At 66.0% G+C, this 21,523-nt stretch carries 18 protein-coding genes; 6 read left to right on the forward strand and 12 right to left on the reverse strand.

What is annotated here, in order from left to right:
- Window position 1 precedes the first annotated feature (1 nt).
- The 7 genes from EJ068_RS08650 to EJ068_RS08675 all read right to left on the reverse strand — a co-directional run bounded on the left by EJ068_RS08650 (window position 2) and on the right by EJ068_RS08675 (window position 9,166).
- A complete protein-coding gene (locus EJ068_RS08650) occupies window positions 2-2,671 on the reverse strand; it encodes a nitrate reductase (RefSeq protein WP_127249476.1) in 2,670 nt (889 codons plus the stop codon).
- A 3-nt stretch (window positions 2,672-2,674) separates the two neighbouring features.
- Window positions 2,675-3,004, reverse strand: a complete 330-nt coding sequence (nirD, locus tag EJ068_RS08655) for a nitrite reductase small subunit NirD (protein WP_127249477.1) — start codon at window positions 3,002-3,004, stop codon at window positions 2,675-2,677.
- Window positions 3,005-3,024: 20 nt separating this feature from the next.
- Complete coding sequence (gene nirB, locus EJ068_RS08660; protein ID WP_127249478.1) at window positions 3,025-5,475, reverse strand: nitrite reductase large subunit NirB; 2,451 nt, start codon at window positions 5,473-5,475, stop codon at window positions 3,025-3,027.
- A gap of 12 nt (window positions 5,476-5,487) precedes the next feature.
- Window positions 5,488-6,789: a nitrate/nitrite transporter gene (locus EJ068_RS08665; RefSeq protein WP_127249479.1), complete on the reverse strand. Its 1,302-nt coding sequence runs from the start codon at window positions 6,787-6,789 to the stop codon at window positions 5,488-5,490.
- A 62-nt stretch (window positions 6,790-6,851) separates the two neighbouring features.
- Window positions 6,852-7,019, reverse strand: a complete 168-nt coding sequence (locus EJ068_RS32535; protein WP_189342353.1) for a hypothetical protein — start codon at window positions 7,017-7,019, stop codon at window positions 6,852-6,854.
- A 321-nt stretch (window positions 7,020-7,340) separates the two neighbouring features.
- A complete protein-coding gene (locus tag EJ068_RS08670; RefSeq protein ID WP_127249480.1) occupies window positions 7,341-8,567 on the reverse strand; it encodes a CmpA/NrtA family ABC transporter substrate-binding protein in 1,227 nt (408 codons plus the stop codon).
- A complete protein-coding gene (locus EJ068_RS08675) occupies window positions 8,564-9,166 on the reverse strand; it encodes an ANTAR domain-containing response regulator (protein WP_042638220.1) in 603 nt (200 codons plus the stop codon). Before EJ068_RS08675 ends, EJ068_RS08670 begins: the two co-directional genes overlap by 4 nt.
- Window positions 9,167-9,312: 146 nt before the next feature.
- Between EJ068_RS08675 and EJ068_RS08680 the strand changes: the two genes are divergently transcribed.
- Window positions 9,313-10,035 carry a Crp/Fnr family transcriptional regulator gene (locus tag EJ068_RS08680; protein WP_348527704.1) on the forward strand — a complete coding sequence of 241 codons (723 nt, stop codon included), beginning with the start codon at window positions 9,313-9,315 and terminating at the stop codon, window positions 10,033-10,035.
- 79 nt (window positions 10,036-10,114) lie between these two features.
- Here the strand turns inward: EJ068_RS08680 and EJ068_RS08685 are convergent, their stop codons facing one another.
- A complete protein-coding gene (locus EJ068_RS08685; RefSeq protein WP_245463381.1) occupies window positions 10,115-10,501 on the reverse strand; it encodes a hemerythrin domain-containing protein in 387 nt (128 codons plus the stop codon).
- Between the two features lie 278 nt (window positions 10,502-10,779).
- Here EJ068_RS08685 and EJ068_RS08690 point away from each other — a divergent pair, with 278 nt between their 5' ends.
- Complete coding sequence (locus EJ068_RS08690) at window positions 10,780-12,396, forward strand: ATP-binding cassette domain-containing protein (protein ID WP_127249481.1); 1,617 nt, start codon at window positions 10,780-10,782, stop codon at window positions 12,394-12,396.
- A complete protein-coding gene (locus tag EJ068_RS08695) occupies window positions 12,393-13,991 on the forward strand; it encodes an ATP-binding cassette domain-containing protein (RefSeq protein ID WP_127249482.1) in 1,599 nt (532 codons plus the stop codon). Before EJ068_RS08690 ends, EJ068_RS08695 begins: the two co-directional genes overlap by 4 nt.
- Here the strand turns inward: EJ068_RS08695 and EJ068_RS08700 are convergent, their stop codons facing one another.
- On the reverse strand, window positions 13,992-15,485 hold the full coding sequence (locus tag EJ068_RS08700) for an ATP-binding protein (RefSeq protein ID WP_127249483.1): 1,494 nt from the start codon (window positions 15,483-15,485) through the stop codon (window positions 13,992-13,994). It abuts the gene before it with no gap.
- Between the two features lie 287 nt (window positions 15,486-15,772).
- On the opposite strand from EJ068_RS08700, the gene EJ068_RS08705 reads away from it, so the two are divergent.
- The gene (locus tag EJ068_RS08705) at window positions 15,773-16,027 is read left to right on the forward strand and encodes a hypothetical protein (protein ID WP_127249484.1); all 255 of its coding nucleotides are present in this window, start codon (window positions 15,773-15,775) and stop codon (window positions 16,025-16,027) included.
- A 79-nt stretch (window positions 16,028-16,106) separates the two neighbouring features.
- On the opposite strand, the gene EJ068_RS08710 is transcribed toward EJ068_RS08705, so the two are convergent.
- Window positions 16,107-16,589 (reverse strand): hypothetical protein, encoded by a 483-nt coding sequence (locus EJ068_RS08710; RefSeq protein ID WP_127249485.1) that lies wholly within the window; start codon window positions 16,587-16,589, stop codon window positions 16,107-16,109.
- A gap of 149 nt (window positions 16,590-16,738) precedes the next feature.
- Between EJ068_RS08710 and EJ068_RS08715 the strand changes: the two genes are divergently transcribed.
- Both EJ068_RS08715 and EJ068_RS08720 read left to right on the forward strand, forming a co-directional pair.
- The gene (locus EJ068_RS08715) at window positions 16,739-17,143 is read left to right on the forward strand and encodes a RidA family protein (protein ID WP_189439036.1); all 405 of its coding nucleotides are present in this window, start codon (window positions 16,739-16,741) and stop codon (window positions 17,141-17,143) included.
- A 25-nt stretch (window positions 17,144-17,168) separates the two neighbouring features.
- Complete coding sequence (locus EJ068_RS08720) at window positions 17,169-18,407, forward strand: amidohydrolase/deacetylase family metallohydrolase (protein ID WP_129554516.1); 1,239 nt, start codon at window positions 17,169-17,171, stop codon at window positions 18,405-18,407.
- 45 nt (window positions 18,408-18,452) lie between these two features.
- On the opposite strand, the gene EJ068_RS08725 is transcribed toward EJ068_RS08720, so the two are convergent.
- Both EJ068_RS08725 and EJ068_RS08730 read right to left on the reverse strand, forming a co-directional pair.
- On the reverse strand, window positions 18,453-20,243 hold the full coding sequence (locus EJ068_RS08725; protein ID WP_127249487.1) for an NAD(P)/FAD-dependent oxidoreductase: 1,791 nt from the start codon (window positions 20,241-20,243) through the stop codon (window positions 18,453-18,455).
- 197 nt (window positions 20,244-20,440) lie between these two features.
- Complete coding sequence (locus EJ068_RS08730; protein ID WP_127249488.1) at window positions 20,441-21,388, reverse strand: MurR/RpiR family transcriptional regulator; 948 nt, start codon at window positions 21,386-21,388, stop codon at window positions 20,441-20,443.
- Window positions 21,389-21,523 lie beyond the last annotated feature (135 nt).

Consider the following 21,523-nt stretch of genomic DNA (forward strand, 5'->3'; position numbering starts at 1 on the left):
CTCACTCCGCCGCTTGCACCTGGCGGGCGCCGATGATCGCCCGGATCTCGGAGCGGCAGGAGCCGCAATTGGTGCCGGCGCGTAGCATCGAACCGATCGCTTCGAGGCTGTCGCATCCGGTGGCGACCGCGGACGCGATTTGGTTGGCGCCGACATGGAAGCATGCGCACACGACCCGCCCAATGGCAGGCATGGGCACGGGCGAGCGGCCGGATAGAAGCGCATGGCGATCTGTTGTCGACAGCTTCTGGCGCGTGGCGAGCAGGGACACCAGCCAGTCGCGCGCCGGCAGTTGGTCTGGAGCGGCGACCAGCAAGGCCTCGGCCATGGCGCCGCCATCGTCGATGGCCGCCGCGCGATAGGCGAGCCCGCGGCGATCGGTGTATTCGAGCAACTGGTCCCGCCGTTTGACGCCCAGCAGCTTGCGCGCCAGGAGGATCCCCTGGTCCGGCGGCTCGGTTCCAGTCAGTTCATAGACCCAGCCGCCATCGACCGCATGCCGGCTCCAGTGGACGAAACCTGTCGGCCGCAGATCACGGCGTGTGATGAGCACGCCGGCCCAGCCGGTCTCTTCCCGCACGATCCTGACTGGAACATGCTTGAGCTCCGGTTGGCCGGAATGCGGATCGGTGACCGGCGAGGACAGCAGACCGGCCGCGGCCCTGGCCGCGAACTGTCCGCTCCAGTGCATGGGCAGGAAAGCATGGCCACGCCGCTGCGAGTCGGCCACGCGTACTCTCGCCCGAACGAAGCCGAAGCGGGTTGAAAGCTGGGCGAGGTCGCCATCCTTTAGGTGTCGCGCGGCCGCATCGGCCGGATGAAGATCGACCGCCGGCTCCGGCACGTTAGCCATCAAACGCGGCACATTCCCGGTGCGCGTCATGGTGTGCCACTGATCGCGAACCCGGCCGGTGTTCAGGGCAAGTGGATAGTCGGCATCGACGCTGAAGGCCGTTGCCTCCTGCCGCACCGCCACGAAGCGCGCGCGGCCGTCGGGCGTCGGAAAACGACCGTCGCCAAACAATCTCGTCTGGTGCTCGCCTCGATCCGACGTGGGCCAAAGACGCGGCGCGAAGGTTGAATAGTCTTCATCGGTAAGATCAGCAAAGCCGCCGAGATCGAACAGGCGCTCGCCCCCGTTCTCGAAGGCGGAGAGCGCCGCATGCTCGCGGAAAATCTCGGCCGGCGCCCGGAAGGCGAAGGCATCGCCAAAGCCCATGCGGGCGGCGACATCGCAGACGATGCGCCAGTCGGCTCTCGCCTCGCCCGCCGGCGGCAGGAACGGTCGCTGGCGCGAGATACGCCGCTCCGAATTGGTGACCGTGCCGTCCTTCTCGCCCCAACCAGCGGCCGGCAGCAGAACGTCGGCACAGCGCGTGGTGTCGGTGCGGGTGACATCCGAAACGACGACGAAATCGCATTTAGCGAGCGCGGCACGCACGCGTGAAGCATCCGGCATGGAGACCGCCGGATTGGTGCCCATGACCCACAGCGCCTTGATGCGGCCGTCGGCGACCGCCTGGAACATGTCCACCGCCTTCAGGCCGACGCGGCGGGCGATGTCGGGCGCCTTCCAGAAGCGGGAGACACGATCGATGTTGGCTTCATCCGCGAAGTCCATATGCGCGGCGAGCTGATTGGCCAGGCCACCCACCTCGCGGCCGCCCATGGCGTTCGGCTGCCCGGTGACCGAGAACGGTCCCATGCCGGGCTTGCCGATGCGGCCGGTGGCGAGATGGCAATTGATGATGGCGTTGACCTTGTCGGTTCCATGCGCCGACTGGTTCACACCCTGGCTGTAGACGGTGACGGTCCGGTCAGTGTCGGCGAAGAGATCGTAGAAGGCCTGGACATCGGCGGCCGCCAATCCGCAGCCCTTCGCAATACGTGCGATCGACGGCGCATCGGCGCTGGCCAGCGCGGCCGCGGCGTCGAAGCCCGACGTGTTGTCGCGGATGAAATCGGTATCGCTCTTCCCGCTCTGGACGAGATACGCGAGCAATCCGTTGAACAACAGCACGTCCGTGCCAGGGTCCAGCGCCAGATGCAGGTCGCACTCGTCGGCCGTGGCGGTGCGGCGCGGATCGATGACGACGATTTTCGTCCCACGCTCTCTGCGCGCGGTGAGCATGCGCTGGTAGAGCACCGGATGACACCATGCGGTGTTGGAGCCGGTGAGCACGATGAGATCGGCGTGCTCGAAATCCTCATAGACGCCGGGAACGATGTCCTCGCCAAAGGCGCGGCGGTGACCGGCGACGGACGACGCCATGCAAAGCCGCGAATTGGTGTCGATATTGGCCGAACCGACAAAACCCTTCATCAGCTTGTTGGCGACGTAATAGTCCTCGGTGAGCAATTGGCCGGACACATAGAAGGCGACCGAATCCGGCCCATGCTCGGCGATCGCCCGCGAGAATTTTTCGGCCACGAGGTCGAGCGCTTCGTCCCAACCGGCCTGCCTGCCGCCGATCTCCGGCTGAAGCAGACGGCCTTCGAGGCCGAGTGTCTCGGCGAGGGCGGAACCCTTGGAGCAGAGCCGGCCGAAATTGGCCGGGTGCTCGGGATCGCCGCGGACGGTCGTCGTACCGTCCGCGGCGACCTTGGCCAGCACGCCGCAGCCCACCCCGCAATAGGGGCAGGTGGTCCTCACCTCGCGCGCTTCCTCCATGCCTCAGGCCGCTTTTGAGGCCAGCGCTTCGAGCGCGATGAAGAGCATTTCGCCCTCGACCCTCACCGGGATCGTTCGCACCGCGCCCTCGTCGGCGCCGAGCGCCTTGCCGGTCCCCAGCGAGATCACCCAATTGTGCAACGGGCAGGTCACCGCCGCGCCGTGGACGATGCCTTGGCTGAGCGGCCCGCCCCTGTGCGGGCAGTGGTCGTCGATCGCAAAGACCTGGTCGTCCGCCGTGCGGAAGACCGCGATCTTGCCTTGCGGCGTTGCAACGCAGCGCGCGCCACGCGGCGGAATGTCGGCGATGGAGCCGATGGCGATCCAGTTCATGCGGTCTCTTTCCTGTCGACTCATTCCGCCGCCTCCGCGTACCCGACCGAAGCCATCGGCCGGAACTCATGCTTGTCCTTGCCGGAGACGCGCTCGGACCATGGATCGACCTGGGCGAATTTCTGGCTGAAGACGAAGCGCTCGTAATAGGCTTTGCGCTTCTCGCCATCATCCAGGATCTGTTTTTTGATCTCGGCGGTGCCGATGCGCTTCGCCCATTTGTAGATGCGCTCGAGATAGCGCGCCTGCTCGCGATACATCTGGACGAGCGCCACGATCACCTCCAGCGCCTCGTCCTCGGTCTTCACCAGCCCGAGCACTTCCGTGCCCTTGATGTCGAGGCCAGCAGCGCCCGCGAAATGGATCTCGTAGCCGGAGTCGACACAGACCACGCCGACATCCTTGCAGGTCGCCTCCGCGCAGTTGCGCGGGCATCCCGATACCGCCATCTTCACCTTGGCCGGCGTCCACGAGCCCCACATGAATTTCTCGATGCGGATGCCGAGCCCGGTCGAATCCTGCGTGCCGAAACGGCACCAGTCGGTACCGACGCAGGTCTTCACCGTGCGCAGACCCTTGGCATAGGCATGGCCGGAGACGAAGCCGGCCTTGCCGAGATCGGACCACACCGCCGGCAGGTCTTCCTTGCGGATACCCAGCATGTCGATACGCTGGCCGCCGGTCACCTTGACCATCGGGATCTCGAACTTGTCGACGACATCGGCAATGGCGCGCAATTCGTTTGCGCTGGTCACCCCGCCCCACATGCGCGGCACCACCGAATAGGTGCCGTCCTTCTGGATGTTGGCGTGCACGCGCTCGTTGATGAAGCGCGACTGGTAGTCGTCGGCATATTGGTCGGGCCAGTCGCAGACCAGATAATAGTTCAGCGCCGGACGGCATTTGGCGCAGCCGCAGGAGGTCTTCCATTCAAGCTCCTGCATGACGGCCGGAATTGTCTTCAGGCCCTTCGCCTTGATCAGGCGCCGCACATCGTCATGACCGAGGCTCGTGCAGCTGCACATGGGCTGCACCGCCGCCGGATTGTACGCTTCGCCGAGCGTCAGCTTCAGCAGCTGTTCGACCAGACCCGTGCACGAGCCGCAGGAGGCCGAAGCTTTCGTATGCGCGCGCACATCGTCGAGGCCGGTCAGCCCCTTGGCCGAGATCGCGCCGGTGATCTTGCCCTTGCAGACGCCGTTGCAGCCGCAGATTTCCGCATCATCCGCCAGTGCCGCAACGGCCGCCAAAGGGTCCGAGGAAACGCCTCCCTGGAACGCCTGGCCGAAGATCAGCGTGTCGCGCATCTCGGAGATATCTGTCGCCTTCTTCTTGAGGTCGTTGAACCAGGCGCCGTCACCCGTCTCGCCGAACAGCACCGTGCCGATGATGCGGTTGTCCTGCAGCACGAGGCGCTTGTAGATGCCAGCGGATGCGTCGCGCAGGATGATCTCCTCGCGGTCCTCGCCATCGGCGAAGTCGCCCAGCGAATAGAGGTCGATGCCGGTGACCTTGAGCTTGGTCGGCGTGTCGGAATGGACGAAGCGCCTGTCCTCGCTGTCCGCCAGCGCGGCCGCAGCGACCCGCGCCATCTCGTAGAGCGGGGCGACCAGTCCGTAGACGTGGCCGCCGACCTCGGCGCATTCGCCGAGCGCCATGATGGCAGGATCGGAGGTCCGCATGCGGTCGTCGACGACTATGCCGCGATTGACCTCGAGCCCGGCCTCCTTGGCCAGAGCGGTGCTCGGGCGGATGCCGACCGCCATCACCACCAGCGTCGCCGGGATGATCGTGCCGTCCATCAGCTCGACACCCTCAACCTTGCCGTCGCCGACAATGGCCTTGGTGTTGGCCTTGGTCATGACCTTGATGCCGCGCGCCTCGACGGCCTTCTGCAGCAGATAGCCGGCGGCCGGGTCGAGCTGGCGCTCCATCAGCGTCGGCATGACGTGCAGCACGGTGACGTCCATGCCGCGTTCCTTGAGCCCGGCAGCGGCTTCCAACCCGAGCAGGCCGCCGCCGATGACGACCGCCTTGGCGCGCGACTGCGCCGCAAGCAGCATGGCGTTGACGTCGTCGACGTCGCGATAGCTGAGCACGCCGGGCAAGTCCTTGCCCGGCACCGGAATGATGAAGGGCACCGAGCCGGTGGCGATGACCAGCCGGTCGTAGCTCTCGGTCACGCCGTGGTCCGAGGTGACGGTCTTGGCCTCGCGGTCGATGACGACGATCCGGTGGCCCTTGTAGAGGGTGATGTCGTGCTTGATGTACCAGCCGTCGCCATGGATGACGATTTCCTCGAACGCCTTCTCGCCCGACAGGACCGGCGACAGCATGATGCGGTCGTAATTCACGCGCGGCTCGGCGTTGAAGATGGTGACAGCGTAGCGGTCGGGCGCCGCTTCCAGCAGGTGCTCCAGCATCCTGCCGGGCGCCATGCCGTTGCCGATGATGACAAGTTTTTCGCTCATGTCGCTCTCCGGTTATTCGGCGGCATAGGAAAGGGACAGTGTCTTGACGGCCGCCCGGCGCTCCATGCGGCGGATGCTGAAGTGCATCCAGACCAGGCAGGACAAGACGATCACGAAGAGCAGCATGAAGCAGCTCGACCAGACGCCGGTGAGGTCGTTCAGCACGCCGAAGGCGATCGGCAGGATGAAGCCGCCGAGGCCGCCGATCATGCCGACGACGCCGCCGACCGCGCCGACGCTCTGCGGATAATAGGCAGGGATATGCTTGTAGACGGCGGCCTTGCCGAGGCTCATGAAGAAGCCGAGCACGGAGGCTATGGCGATGAAGGCGAGCGGGCCGATCTCGAAGTGGAACGGGATCGGCCCGCTGATGCCGCGCACCACGTAATCTGCCGAGGGGAGAGACAGAACGAGGGTCGCGACGGCAGAAACGCTGAAGGTCCAATAGAGCACGGTGCGGGCACCGACGCGGTCGGACAACACGCCGCCATAGGCGCGGAAGATGCTTGCGGGGATCGAATAGGCGGCGCCGATCATGCCGGCGGTGGCGATGCCGAAGCCGTAGACGCCGATCAGGTAGCGCGGCAGCCAGAGCGACAGCGCCACGAACGCGCCGAAGGCGAAGAAATAGTAAAAGGCGAAGCGCCAGACCTGCAGGTTCTTCAGCGGCGCGAATTCCTGCCAGAAGCTCCTCGTCGGCGCCGCCTTGCCGGCACGGCGTTCGCGGATGACAGGATCTTCGTTGGTAGTGAACCAGAAGACGATCGCCATGACGACCAGCGCCGCGGCCCAGATCAGCGCCACCGACTGCCAGCCCCAGGCAAGCAGCACGAGCGGCGCCAGGAACTTGGTGACCGCCGCACCGACATTGCCGACGCCGAAAATGCCGAGCGCCGTGCCTTGTCTGCCGGCGGGGAAGAAGCGCGACACATAGGCGACGCCGACGGCGAAGGAGCCGCCAGCGAGACCGACGCCGAGGGCGGCAAGCAGCATCTGCTGATAGGTGTGGGCGAAAGCGAGCAGGAAGGTCGCGACCGCCGCCGCGAGCATGGTGAGCGTGTAGACCAGGCGGCCGCCATAGCGGTCGGTCCAGACGCCGAGCACCATGCGCACCAGCGATCCGGTCAGGATCGGCGTGCCGACCAGCAGGCCGAACTCGGTCTCGTTCAGCCCGAGCTCCTGCTTGATGCGCACGCCGATGATGGAAAAGATCGTCCACACCGCGAAGCAGACGGTGAAGGCGATGGTGGACATGACGAGCGCCTGCCGGGGAGCACTGTCCTGGCTTTGCGCGGCTGGGAGGTTTGCGGTCATGGTTGGCTCCGGTTTGCGGCGGCAGGCGCCGCGTGTGGTGTTGATCAGGCGTGCGGCATCGGTCAGCGCGCCGGGGCTTGCGCGGTCACATGCGAACCGTTGCCCTCGGCTTCGTGGCTGGCGGGAAACAAGAACAGCGCGGCAACGAACAGCACCGCCGTCAGCGCGCTGCTCGCCAGGACATCGCGGCGGGTGAAATCCTTGAGCGAGGGTCCGATCCGTCTGGTCATCGTCATCTCCGGTCCAAAACGAAAAAAGCTGCCGTCCAGGCCCCCTCGCGTCCGTACATCCGGGATTCGCGTGGTGACCTGAGCGGCAGCTTTGCCTGTGGCGCCCGCCATTGGACGCCTGTTCTGTTGCCCACGAGGGGCTCGGTCTATTTCAAAGCACGAAGCGTGCCAGTTTTACGAGAGATCAGAATTTCATTTAAAATCAGCATGCTGCACAATGGGCCTGCGGCGGAGCCAAGCTGCAACGCGGTCAAACATTGATCAATGGCATGGACATGCCGCACAAATTTTGTGCATCGCACAAGACTGGCGCGCGAATGATCAGGCGCGTTTCTGGCCGGCAATGTAGGCGTCGATCCGGTCCGGATCGAAGATCTGGCCGTCGAAAAATCCGTCGGGACCAAGCACCAGGCTCGCCCCCGCCGAGCCGACTGGCGTCGCAACCTTCAGCGCGCCCTCGACCTTGGCATTGGCGCCGGGCAGCGCCACGCCGAGCGGCTTCAGCGCCGAGCGGTAGAGGTCGGGCCGATAGCAGTCGCGGGCGATGGCGAGGTTCTGCGGTGTGTGCGGCAATTGCCCCCAGCGCACCATCTGCGTGTAGAACCACAGCGCATGGCTTTTCCAGGGGAAGTTCGCCGCCTTGTCGAAGGGCAGGAAGAAATCCTCGACGCGCCGCTCCACGCCGCCGCCAAGTTGAAGGCGTCCAGTGAGCGCCGGCATCTGGATTGCCTCCGGCTGCCCAAGGAAGGCCGGCTTCGCCATCAGCGCGGCCAGTTCGCCGCGGTTCGCCGGGTCCTGGCACCAGCGGGCGGCGTGATGCAACGCCCTGAGAAGTGCTGCAAGCGCCTCCGGGTTCTCCTCGGCCCACACCTTACGCGCGCCGATCACCTTTTCCGGACTGTTGCGCCAGAGCAGCGCCTTGACGGTGACGATGCGGCCGGTTCCGGCCGCGACAGCGGCGCTGTTCCAAGGCTCGCCGACGCAATAGCCGTCGATGCGGCCGGCAGCCAGCGCATCGGCCATGAAGGGCGGCGGCACGATGACGATCTCGATGTCGCGGTCGGGATCGATGCCGCAGGCGGCCAGCCAGTAGCGCAGCTCGTAATTATGCCCGGAATGCGGATGCACGACGGCGAAGCGCAGCGGCTCGCGGCCGGCACCCGCCCGCTCGCGGATCAGAGCGCCAAGCGCCGACCCCGCCCGCGCCGGATCGAGGTCGGGCGCGGCACCTTGCGTCGCCATGCCGTCCCAAACCGCGTTGGACACGGTGATGCAGTTGCCGCCGAGCCCGAGCGAGAAGGGCACGATGGTCTCCGAGGCAAGCGGCGTGAGGCCGAGGCTGCAGGCGAGCGGCATCGGCCCCAGCATATGGGCGACGTCGAAATGGCCGATGGCGATGCGGTCGCGGATGTTGGCCCAGGAGGTCTCACGCTGCAGCTTGAGCTCGATGCCCTCGCGGGCGGCAAAGCCCATCTCGCCGGCCACGACCAGAACGGCGCTGTCGAAGAGCGGCATGAAGCCGGCGGTGATTTCGTGCGCCATGCTCATTCGCCCTCCAGCGGTCCCAGCAAGCCCGCCGCGGTCACCAGGCTCTGGGCGATCTCGGCGATCTTGCGGTTCTGGTTCATGGCGGTCTTGCGCAGAAGCGTGTAGGCAGCCTCCTCGCTCAAGCCCCGCGACTTCATCAATATGCCCTTGGCCCGGTCGATGACCTTGCGGTTCTCCAGCTCGCTGCGCGCCTCCTCCAATTCGCGCGCCATGCGCGAGAAGGCGTTGAAGCGGCTGATCGCCATGTCGAGGATCGGCTTGATGCGTTCCTTCTTCAGCCCGTCGACGACATAGGCGGACACGCCCGCATCGACCGCAGCCTCGATCGAGGCCTGGTCGGAGCGGTCGACGAACATGGCGATCGGCCGCTTCACCGCGCGCGACAGCTGGAACATGTTCTCCAGCATGTCGCGGTTGGGATTTTCCAGATCGATGACGATGACGTCCGGCTCGATCTCGGCGATGCGCCGGGCAATGCCGGCCACGTCATGGATCACCGTGACATGGCGATGGCCTGCGTCCCGCAACCCGGCCTCGATGATCGAGGCGCGGATGCGGTTCTCGTCGATAACAAGGATGGTCAACGAACCGGTGGACATGCGCCTATTGTGCAGGCGGCCCGCAATTGTGCAATGCGGCGATCGACGGATTGGTTTCCATCCGATCCTCGAGGCACGGGCTGCGACGCTTTCGCGTTTCGGCCTGCGTTGCCGGTGAAGGGCGGGAACACTATAGATGTTCCATCGTGCGCGAAGATATTCACACGACAGGCGTCCCGGTACTCTGCGTTTCATGCGAGGCGCGGCATCGTGGCATATGTGGCGCGCTCAACGCCGGGCAGCTCGTCGATCTTGCCAAATCGACGAAGCGGCACAAGGCCGAGGCCGGCAAGGAACTGGTCGGCGATTCCAGGAGCGTCGAGCGTTTCTCGAACGTGCTTTCAGGCGTCGTGAAGCTGACCAAGACGCTTTCCGACGGCCGCCAGCAGATTGTCGGCCTGCAATTCGCTCCCGATTTCCTCGGCAGGCCGTTCCAGAGCGAGAGCACTCTCAGCGCCGAGGCGGCGACAGACGTCGAACTATGCTCGTTCCCGCGCCAGGCGCTGGAGCGCATGATAAAGGAGCAGCCCAACCTTGAGCATCGCCTGCTCGAACAGAAGCTGCGCGAGCTTGACCAGGCGCGCGACTGGATGGTGGCGCTCGGCCGCAAGACGGCCTCCGAGAAGATATCGAGCTTCCTTCTGATGATCGCGCGCAACATCGACCCCGCCGCCGGGCCGGAGCGGCGCGGCGCCGCTTTCGATCTGCCGTTGTCGCGCGCGGAGATCGCGGATTTCCTGGGTCTCACCGTCGAGACGGTAAGCCGGCAGATCACCCGGCTGCGGGGCGAGGGCGTCATCCGCGTCGAAAACAACCGCTACGTCATCGTCGACGACATCGGGCGCCTGGCCGCGCGGGCCGGAGACTGATCCCCGGGGCGTTCGTTTAGAGCAATTCCAGGAAAAGTGCATAGCGGTTTTCCGTCCGGAATTGCGTAAAGACAAATACTTACTGATTGCGGAGAACCTTCGGCAGCACGTGGTCGCGCTCAAAGGCAATGTGGCGGCGCAACGATTCGAAGAAGGCGCGCAGCATATAGCCGAACGCCTCGGGATTTTCGATCTGCCGCCCGTGGCCATAGGCCAGCAGCGCCTCGCTGAGATCCGCCGCCGCGCTTTCATCCTCCAGGTGCTCGAGCTTCAGTCGCGCGACAGTGTCTTCCTCGCCCGTCTGCCGCACGAAGGCAGGGAAGACGACCTCTTCCTCGAAGCGTTGGCACTCGCGCAGCAGCGGCAAGAGGTCGGCCGCCACGGCCAGGCACTGGAGCCGATCGACGCGCGACGGCAGGTCGTCGGCGATGCCTTCGAGCATGTGGCAGAGCGCGAGCTTCTGCATATGCGCCCGCCGCATATCTGCCGGGCTGTGCAGCGGCTCCGGCTCGGCGCTCGTCATGACAGCTTCCTCCGTCACGCCCGGGCTCAAGGCGGGTTGCTGCTCGACGGCAACAGGATCGGGAACATCGCCAGCCCACCGTGGCGATTACCGTCGCGACGCCGAGGAAGAAAGTCGGACATGGAGCATCCTTTCTGGACATCGCCTCATAGCGCGACACGAATGCTGGGGACTTGACCTGAATCAACTCATGTCCTCCTCGCCTGTGCGAGAAGCGGGCCATGAAAACGCAGGTCGTTCCCGCACCGGTTCCTGATTCCGCCGCCGCGACGCCCGGTACCTTTCAGTCGCTTTCCGCCGCCGAGGGATTGGCAAGGCGTGGATTGCGCGGTCTTCTCGCCTTGCAGGCGGTCCGCACCGTGCTCAGGCTCGGCTTCGCCGCGACGGCGGCGATGGCCGCCGGCCGGCTCGTGATGGGCGAGACGGTCGATCCATGGCTCGTCGCCGGGATGATCGCGCTGCTCGCGGCCACATGCCTCGCCGGATTCGCCGCCGAAAGGATGCAGGCTTCCGCGGAAAACGCCATGTCGACGCGACTGCGGGCGCTCGCGAGCGAGCGACTGGGCAAGATGCCGGCGCGGCAGCTGCAGTCGCTCTCGACAGGGGCCTTGATCGTCTCGATGCAGCGCCATCCGGAGGCGATCGCCGCACTGGTGGTGGGCCATCGTGCCGCCACGGCCATGATGGCGGCCGGGCCATTGCTCGCTGCCATCGCGCTTTGCTTCGTCTCCTGGCAGGCCGCGCTGCTGGTCATCTGCCTGACGCCGGTCATGATCCTGTTCTTCGCGCTGGTGGGCAATGCGATCCGCCGGCGCGCCGACGCCCAGGAGTGTGCCTTCGGCCGGCTGGCGGGCCAGTTCGCCGACCGCGTCCGCACGCTGCCCACAATTCTTGCCAACCACGCGACGGCAAGCGAGGAGGCAAAACTCGGCCATCGCCTGGAGGGCTACGCGGGCGAGACGATCGGTCTGCTGCGTATAGCCTTTGCCAATGCCGGGATCATCGACTTCTTCGCCTCGCTCTCGATTGCGATCCTCGCCATCCTCCTCGGCCTGGGGCACCTGAAGCTTGCGACGATCCCCGGCTTCTCCAATCTCGAGCTCTGGCAGAGCCTGTTCATCCTGATGATCGCGCCGGAATATTTCGCACCATTCCGCCGCTTCTCGGAGCAGTACCATGCCAAGGCGGAAGGGTTGGCGGCTGCCACCGCGCTGGACCGGCTGCTCGGCGCCGAACCGATCGCGTCGACGACCTTGCCGGTGCTCGACCGGTTGCGCCTGACATTGCCTGCACATGGCCTCGTCGCCATCGTCGGTCCGAGCGGATCGGGCAAATCGAAGCTTCTGCGCCGTCTCGCCGGGCTCGAGCCGGGCGCCATGCCGACGCCGGGAACCCGTCCGCTGGCCGCTGGGGAGATCGCCTGGGTTTCGACGGATGCCTACGTGCCCGAAGGAACGTTGTCGGAGGCTATTTCGTGGAATGGCGGCGCGCTGGATCGGAGCCGGCTGGAAAATGCCGCGCGCGCGATCGGGCTGCTCGACGACGCCCTGCTGCCGGGCGGTCTCGATGCAAGGCTGGACAAGGGCGGCGCCAATCTTTCGGGCGGCCAGCGGCTTCGCATCGCCATCGCCCGCGCGCAACTTTTCGGACGGACCGTGCTGGCCGACGAGCCGACGGCAAAACTCGACCGCGCGACCGCCGAGGCCGTGCGGCGCATGCTGATCGGGATTTCAGAGGCGCGGCTGGTCGTTGTGGCGACGCATGACCGGGAGCTTGCCGCCGCCGCCGACCTGGTTGTGGATCTCACCCGTGACGATACCGTCGAGGTGGCGGCATGAGCACAGCGTTTCAGTCATCGAACCGGAAGTCGTGGCGGCTGGCGACGGGCTTCGCCTTCACCGCGCTGGCCTGCGCCATATTGCTGGGCGGCGTGTCCGCCTGGCTGCTCGGCTCGGTGGCGATCGCCGGCCTTTCCGCCACCGCTTTCACTTTCAACTTTCACACCCCCGCGGCTTTCATCAGGCTGTTCGCGGTTGGCCGCACCGCCGCCCGCTATGGCGAGCGCCTGACCGGCCACAAGGCCGCGCTCACCGATCAGATATCGCGTCGCGTCGAGCTGTTCGCCGCGATGGCGGCGGCGCCGGCGGTGCGCCGGGCCGGATGGCAGCTGGGCGACGATTCGCGCCTTGCCGACTATCTGGACGATGTCGAGGACCTCGACTTCGCCAGGCTGCGCGCCGGCCTGCCGGCTCTGACGCTTGCCTGCGGCCTCGCGGTCCTGGTTGCCGGCTCGGCAGTGCTGGCGCCTTTGTCCCTCCTGCCCATCATAGTCTTGCTGCTTGCCATCCTGTTCGCGGGGAACCGGGTGGCCAGAGCTGGCGCCATGGCATGGCGTGAGACCAGGTCGCTGCGCCGCGGGGGCGCGAGCCGGCTTGGCGCGGCCATGGCGTCAGCGGTACCCCTGAAGGCGGAGGGCGCCTGGAACCGCGAATGCACTGAGGCCCTTGCCGCGCTCTCTCGCGCCGACGCCGCGCAGCTTGCCCTTCGCCGGCTGCAGGCCATGCTGGACATGATCGGCGCGGCTTTCGGTCCGGTTGCCGGCGTCAGTGTGATGGCGGCTGCCTGGTATGCGGGCAGACAAGGCACGGAGCTTCTCGCGCCGATGCTGCTCGCCTTCTCCTGGCTGGCGCTGGGCGAAACCATGAATGGCGCATCGCGCATGCTGGTTGCCGTGCTCCGCCGCAACGCGGCTCGCGCCGAAATCGGCCAATGGACACGCGGCACCGCCGCCGGCAGGCGCGAATTCGCCCTGGATGACATCAAGCCCGGCCTGCTGCTTCATGGCGGCCTGCACCGCCGTGCGCCCGACGGCCGGTCGATCGGAACGCCCATCTCTCTGCTCCTCGCGCGGGGCCAGCCGACACTGCTCGTCGGCGCAAGCGGCTCGGGCAAGACGAGCCTGCTCAAGCAGATCGCCGGCTGGATCGGCGACGATGCCTTCGCCACCGACGACCGCATCCTGTCGGCAGGCGAGCGGCGGGCGCTCGTATCCCTCGTCCTGCACGACGCGGTCGTGCTCGAGGACACCGTCCGCGCCAATCTCTTTGCCGGCGATGCTCCGGATGCCGTACTCTGGCGGGCGCTGGAAGCCGTCGAGATGGACGGCCGCATCCGCGACGCGGGCGGGCTGGACAGCTGGGTCAGGCAGGACAGGTTCTCGCTCGGCGAAGCCCAGCGTATCAACCTCGCGCGCGCCTGGCTGTCATCCCGACCCGTTATGCTGCTTGACGAACCGACCGAACACCTCGACGAGGCACAAGGAGAGCGTATCCTCGAGCGACTGCTCGCCCGCTTCAGCGATAGGATCGTCGTCGTCTCTACCCATCGCGCGCCGCCGCTCCGCGATGTCCGCACGATCGAGTTGCAGCCGTAATCACGCCGCCGAGCTGTCCTGCTCTGCGGCATTGGGATCGCCCGGCGCCGTCGCCCAGGCGAGCTCGACCAGCGTCACAGTGCGTCGCCCTGTGCCGTCGACCTGGCAGACAATGAGGCCCTGCTCCTCGATATAATCGAGCAGCCGCCGCGCCCGCCGCAGCGAATGCGAGCCGTAGGCCCGCGCAATCGCCGCGTCGCTCGGGCAAGGCCAGCCCTCTTTGGCGGCGCGGGCGATCATCATGAACACGCCCTGCATGTCCTCGGGCAGCAGCGAGGCGCGCACGGAGACGTCCCGCCAGGCATCGTCCTCGGCCATGTCGGAGCCGACGCCGGCACGCGCCCTGGTCAGCATGCGGCGGAATTCCGGAAGATCGGGCACCACCGAGGCAAGCCCTTCGATGCGGCAGCGGACCACGAACTCCTGATAGAGCACGCCGATGACGCGGAAACCCGCATCGGGCTCGGCCAGAATGGCGCGCAGGATGCGGTCCATGCGCTCGCGCCGTTCGGCCAGGTCCTCGGCGCTGGGCTGCGGCTCGGCCGGCTCAGGGCGTATCTCCAGCGGCGCGGCCTTGGCTGCCATCAGCTGGTCGAGGAGATCCGGCGAAGGCCGGCGCTGCGGCCTGACCGTCTCCGGCGGCGGCGCGGCAAGGATGATCGAGCGCGCATCCTCCAACGCCGCTTCCGGCAGCGGCATCAGCCGCGGCGTGCCGTTGCGCGGGCTGGTCTCGGTCTGGCCGATGCGCACGCCGAGCGGGCGGCGCGACAAAGCGGGCCCAAGCGCCATGAAATGCCCGCGCTCCAGGTCGCGGAAGGCTTCGGCCTGGCGCCGCTCCATGCCGAGCAGGTCGGCCGCGCGCGCCATGTCGATGTCGAGGAAAGTGCGGCCCATCAGGAAGTTGGAGGCTTCCGCCGCGACGTTCTTGGCGAGCTTCGCTAGCCGCTGCGTGGCGATGATGCCGGCCAGCCCGCGCTTGCGGCCGCGGCACATCAGATTGGTCATGGCGCCGAGCGAGAGCTTGCGCGCCTCGTCCGAAACCTCGCCGGCGGCGGCGGGCGCGAAGAGCTGCGCCTCGTCGACGACCACCAGCATCGGGTACCAGTGGTCGCGCGCGACCTCGAACAGACCGCCGAGGAAAGCCGCTGCGCGCCGCATCTGGTTCTCGGCGTCGAGCCCCTCGAGATTGAGCACCGTCGAGACGCGGTGGATGCGCGCGCGCTCGCCCGCCGCCTGCAGACCGCGCTCGGTATGCTCCTCGGCGTCGATCACCAGATGTCCAAAGCGTTCACCCAGCGACACGAAATCGCCTTCGGGGTCGATGATGGTCTGCTGCACCCAGGGCGCGCTCTGTTCGAGCAGCCGGCGCAGCAGATGCGACTTGCCGGAACCCGAATTGCCCTGCACCAGCAGGCGGGTCGCCAGCAATTCCTCAAGGTCGAGGGCCGCCGGCGCGCCTGCGCTCGTCTGCCCCATCTCGATTGCAACCGTCATATTTCGACTCAGAACGCCTCCATGCGCGCAAGCGGGCTTATCAACCGAAGCTGGGCACGTCGAGCATGGCCGCGCACCGCCGGGCGGTGTTCCACATCTAAGGGCGAGCGTGCTCGTCCCCATGGGCGAGCGTCGGCTCGCCCCCATGCGCGAGCGTGAGCTCGTCCCTACACGGCGGATGGCGGCAGGCTGTCGCCATCGGCACTGGTCGGACCACCATTTCGCTGGCGCAATCCAGCCATTGGCGTATCATCTTTCCAGGGAGGGTTCATGGCAGGAGGAGGCCAATGAACGTCGCTGCGGAAGTGCCCGTCATGGATCCGACGGTGCAAGACCTTGTTTCGTCTGCCCTTTCGAAGTTTCGCGCCGGCGACACCGTTTCCACACGCGCCATGCTCGTGGCCATACGCCATGCCGATCCATCGTGCGAGGACAGCGATGACCATCTGGTCGAGCTGATCGTGATGGCCGCCGTTGGTAAGACCATGGGGGTCGTGTTCGACCACCGCTCGCCCGATGAGCGGTTGCCGCGGCTGTCATAGGCTCTGAAGCGTTTGCCTGCGTATGTGAGCACCGGAAGCGCGGGAACCCGCCGTTTGCAGGCCGGCCTCACGGCACGCTTTAGCCCAGCGGATGCGGCATGTAACCGACGAAGCCGGCGATCTTCCAGCGGCCGCCCACCTTGCGGCAGAAATAGAGCGTCTGCCATTTCAGCCGGTCGACGCCGCCATCGGCCTTGGCGACGGAACCATCGAACTTCTTGTGCAGCACCGCGCGATCACCGTCGACATCGATGTCGCGCATGTTGGTGACGCGAAACAGCGCCTCGCGCAGCGGTTCGGCGAATTTCGTCGCCGCAGTTTCCTTGGCCTGACGCAGCCATTCGTCACGATAGACTTCGAGCCTTGGGAACTGCAGCCGCCAAGCGTCGGCATTGCTGAGGAAATGCGCGTGCATGCCGAAGAAGCTCTCGGCGATAAAATCGTCCTCGACCATCGACCAGTCTTGGCCGAGGAAGGCATCGATATCGCGCCGCACCAGCATTTCCCAAAGCGCGTGGCGGTCGGCATCGCCTTCCGGGAAGGGGTTCTTATCGAAGGTCATGCTGGATCTCCCCTCATGTCGCGCGGCCGTCGAAAATGGCGTGAAGCGCAAGATGCTCAGGCTTCTGTAATAAAGCAACATGGATTTCGAAAAAATGTTGCTTTCCGACATTGCCTCTATGAGGATCGTGCCGACAGGCGTAGACGGCTATGCGACCGGTTACGCTCAAACGCCAAGAGGAGACTCACTTGCCCAAGCAATGCTTTGGAAAATCGCATGTCCCGCTCTCGCCCGCCGTGCGCGCCGGCGATTTCGTCTATGTCTCCGGCCAGGTGCCGGTGGGCAGCGACGGGCTGGTGGTGAAGGGCGGCATCGCCGAGCAGACCGAGCAGGTGCTGCAGAACGTCAAGGCGGCGCTTGCGCTGGCCGGCTGCGGCATGGACGATGTGGTCAAGACCACCGTCTGGCTGGAGGACGCGCGCGATTTCGGCACCTTCAACACCGTCTATGCGAAGCATTTCCCAAACGACCCGCCGGCGCGCACCACGGTCGAGTCGCGCCTGATGATCGACATCAAGATCGAGGTCGAGGCCGTCGCCTACCGGCCGGTCTGATCGCGCTACAAAACCGGAGGTACCGATGCAGTTCGATCTCCTGATCAAGGGCGGGCGCGTGATCGATCCCGCATCGGGCCTGGACGCGCAGCGCGACGTCGCCATTGCCGATGGCCGCGTCGCCGCGATCGAGGCCGCCATCGATGCCGAACATGCCGCGCAGGTGGTCGACGCCAGGGACTGCATCGTCACGCCCGGCCTCGTCGACCTGCACAGCCATGTCTATTGGGGCGGCACCTCGCTCGGTGTCGATGCCGACCGGCTGGCCGCCAAGAGCGGCACCACCACCTTCGTCGATGCCGGCAGCGCCGGCGCCGGCAATTTCCTCGGCTTTCGCCGCCATGTCATCGAGCGCTCGAAGGTCCGCATCCTCGCTTACGTCAACATTTCCTTTGCCGGCATATTCGGCTTCGCCAAGACCGTATCGGTCGGCGAATGCAGCGACCTCAGGCTCTGCGAGCCGCGCGAGACGGTGGCCGCGGTGCGCGAGCACACCGATCTCGTCGTCGGCGTGAAAGTCCGCTCCGGCAAGCATGCCGGCGGTACCAGCGGCATCGCCCCGGTCGATCTCGCGCTCGAAGCCGCTGACAAGGTCGGCTTGCCGCTGATGGCGCATATCGACGAACCGCCGCCGGGCCGTTCGGAAGTGCTGCCCAGGCTGCGCCGCGGCGACATCCTCACCCACTGCTTCCGGCCATTCCCCAACGCCCCGGTCTTCGCCTCGGGCACGGTGCGGCCCGACATGCGGCTCGCGCGCGAGCGCGGCGTCATCTTCGACATCGGCCACGGCATGGGCTCCTTCGACTTCGAGGTGGCGAAGGCGATGCTCGCCGAGGGTCTCGCGCCCGACGTCATATCGAGCGACGTTCACCTCTACTGCGTCGACGGCCCGGCCTTCGACATGCTGGTCTGCATGTCGAAGCTCATGGCGCTCGGCATGCCGCTGGTCGAGGTGCTGCGCGCCGCGACGGTGAATCCCGCGCAGGCGATCGCCCGACCCGAGCTCGGTGCGCTGAAGGTCGGCGGCATCGGCGACGTCGCGGTGCTGCGGCTCCAGCCCGGCCGCTTCACCTTCGTCGATGCTGTCGGGGCATCATTGATCGCGGACCAGCGCCTGGTGTCCAACGGCATTGCCATCGGCGGCAAATGGTGGCCAAACGAAGCGCCCGACCACGACGAGACCGAACGCTTCGAAGCGCATGCGCATCACACGCATGTGGATGTGGCGGCCAGGCATCTTGGCCCCTCAAAATCGTCGTTCTAGGGTCTACGTACCGCCTCGCGTCGCACCGCCCCAGGATAACAAACGCTAGGTTCGCGAATTACTCGGCTCGCCATAAACAGGCGTCGCAATTCCTTCCATCCGCGCCTTCAGCTGCAGCGCCACATATTTCGAATAGAAGCGCGACAGCGCCAGATTGCCACCGTGGAACCACAGCGCCTCCTGCGCCGTCGGCTTCCACATGTTGCGCAACTCGCCCTGCCAGGGACCGGGGTCGCCCTTCACGCCGGAGCCGAGGCCCCAGCACGGACCGACCTTGTCGGCGACCTCGCGTGACACGATAGCGGCAACCGTCTCGTTCATCGACTGATAACCGGTGCAGCAGACGATCGCATCGACTTCCAATTCGCTGCCGTCCTCGAACAGGATGCCGTTCGGCGTCAGCGACTTGATGCCGACGCCGCTTTTGACTTTGATCTCGCCGTTCAGGATCAGCTCGCAGGCGCCGACATCGATGTAATAGCCCGAGCCGGTGCGATAGGCCTTCATCAAGAGCCCGGTCTCGTCTTCGCCGAAATCGATGGCGAAGCCGCTGTCGCTGAGACGCGTGTAGAAATCCGCGTCTCGCGCCCTGATCACGTCATAGAGCGCGCGCTGGCCCTTGGGCACCAAAGCGAAGGGCGTGGAAGCCACGATCATGTCGGCCTTGTCGGTGGTGATGCCGCGCGCCAGCGCCTTCTCGGAAAAGATCTCGAAGCCGACATCCATCAGCGTGTCGGACTTCACCACGGTCGTCGGCGAGCGCTGCACCATGGTGACCTTGGCGCCTGCTTCCCACAGGTCGACGCTGACATCGTGGCCGGAGCTTGCAGCACCGATCACCGCGACGCGCTTGCCGCGGAACTTCTCGCCGGTGGGATACTGGCTGGAATGCAAAAGCTCGCCCTTGAAGCTGTCGACGCCCGGCAATTCGATCCGCCGCGGCGGCCCGTAGGCGCCGGTGGCGAAGACGATGTGCTTCGGCTTCAGCGTGACGCGCTGGCCGACGCGGTCGACCACCACGGTCCAGACCTTTTCGGCCTCGTCATAGGCAGCGCTGATGCATTTGGCGGCCACCCAATAGTTCAGCTCCATGACGCGCGTGTACATTTCCAGCCAGTCGCCCATCTTGTCCTTGGGCGTGAAGACCGGCCAGTTTTCCGGGAACGGAATGTAGGGCAGATGGTCATACCAGACCGGGTCGTGCAGCACGAGCGAGCGGTAGCGGTTGCGCCAGGAATCGCCGGCGCGCGCATTCTTCTCGATGATGAGCGTCGGAACGCCGAGCTGCCGCAGCCGGGCGCCGAGCATGATGCCGCCCTGCCCGCCGCCGATCACCAGGCAATAGGGCTGCTCGTGCACGCCGAGATCGCGCGCCTCACGCGCTCTCGCTTCGGCCCAGGTCTCGCGCTTGGGGTCGGCCTTGTGGCGGATGCCGAGCGGCCGCGCCGGGCCCTTTTGCTCCTCGAAACCCTTGAGCTCGCTCATCGCCGTGAACAGCGTACGGCAGCGGCCATCCTTGAGCCGCAGGATCCCCTCGCCCCGCGCCACCCCAGTCTCGAATGTGAACCAAGCCTCGACGATGCCGTCGTCGACGCTCGGCTCGCCGGTCAGGTGCCAATGTGATGGCTGCGCCAGCGACAGCGTGGCCTTCAGCATCTCGCGGATCGCGGCCTGCCCCTCCATGGTCTTTATGTTCCATGTGAAGGTCAAAAGATCGCGCCAGTAGCAATCCTCCGCAAAGAGGTTCGTCGCCGCCTCGATATCGCCCGCCTCCAGCGCCCGGCCGAATGAGCCGAGCCAGGTCGCCGCCTGTTGCGATGGTGCGATGTCGAGCATTTTTCTTCGTTCCCTTTTTCAGTTCGAAATCCGGCGGCGCCTTCCCCTTCTCCCCCTTGTGGGAGAAGGTGTCGCCGAAGGCGACGGATGAGGGGTGCTCCAGGGAAAGCCAAGGCCTCACTCCGCTGGAACACCCCTCATCCGTCTCGGCGCTAACGCGCCGATCCACCTTCTCCCACAAGGGAGAAGGGTAGTCGCTAATCCCCCAGCGGCTCCATCTCCTTGCCCGTCCGATGGATCTGCGCGTTGTATTTGATCCTGCGCACCGTCTCGCGCGCCGGACCGTCAATCTTGTAGGCTGCCGCCACCGCCAGCAGATCGATGGCCGCCAGGAATGCGTAGCGCGACGCGGTCGGCTTCAGCGTGTCGGGATATTCGGGCACGGCAACCGTCAGCCGCACGTCGCAGACCCGTGTCAGCTCGGTGTCGGGCGCCGTCACGCAGATCGCGTTGGCGCGGTAATGCTTGGCGAGCTCCACCGCCTCGATCACCTCGCGCGTGCGCCCTGTGGCCGAGATCGCGATCACCAAATCGCCCGGCTTCAGCGTCGAGGCGGTCATGCGCATCAAATAAGGATCGCATTGCGCGCTTATGGTGATGCCATAGCGGAACAGGCGGTATTGCGTCTCCTGCGCCAGCGCCGACGAACTGCCGCCGAGGCCGAACACCGTCACCTGCCGTGCCTTCGCGATCAGTTCCGCCGCCTTCTGCAGCTGTCCCGGATCGATCTGCCGCTCCGCCTCCTGCAGCGCGCGTCGCGCCTCCCCGAACACGGCGTTCCAGAACGGCATGCCGCTGTCGCTGTTCGCGGGCTGGGGCTTGGTGGCGAGATAGAGCGCGCCGACGACGAGGCTCTGCGCCAGCTTCAGCTTGAAATCGCGCACGCCCTCGCAGCCGATGGCGCGGCAGAACCGTGTCACCGTCGGCTCGCTGACCCGGGCACGTTGAGCCAGCGCCGCATTGGAAGCATCGACCGCATATTTGACGTCGTCGAGCACGACATCGGCGACGCGGCGCTCGGCCGGCCGCAGCTCCGCATAGCTGTCCTTCACCTGCGAGATGATATCGGGAAAGCGCCTGACATGGTCGTGCCGGTCGCCGTCTTCGTCCGCAATTCGCAATGCCTGGCTGTCAGCTTCGGTCATTCGCCAGTCCTCCCCAGCCCGCTTCTGGATCCGTCATCTTCGCGATTATCCGCCCGCTGGCCATAGGCAATCAACCGCGATGAGTATGTAGGAAAGTAACACGCACCGCAAGAGGCGATAAAATCGTTTCAAATC

The organism is Mesorhizobium sp. M2A.F.Ca.ET.043.02.1.1 (assembly GCF_003952405.1).
GTDB lineage: Bacteria > Pseudomonadota > Alphaproteobacteria > Rhizobiales > Rhizobiaceae > Mesorhizobium.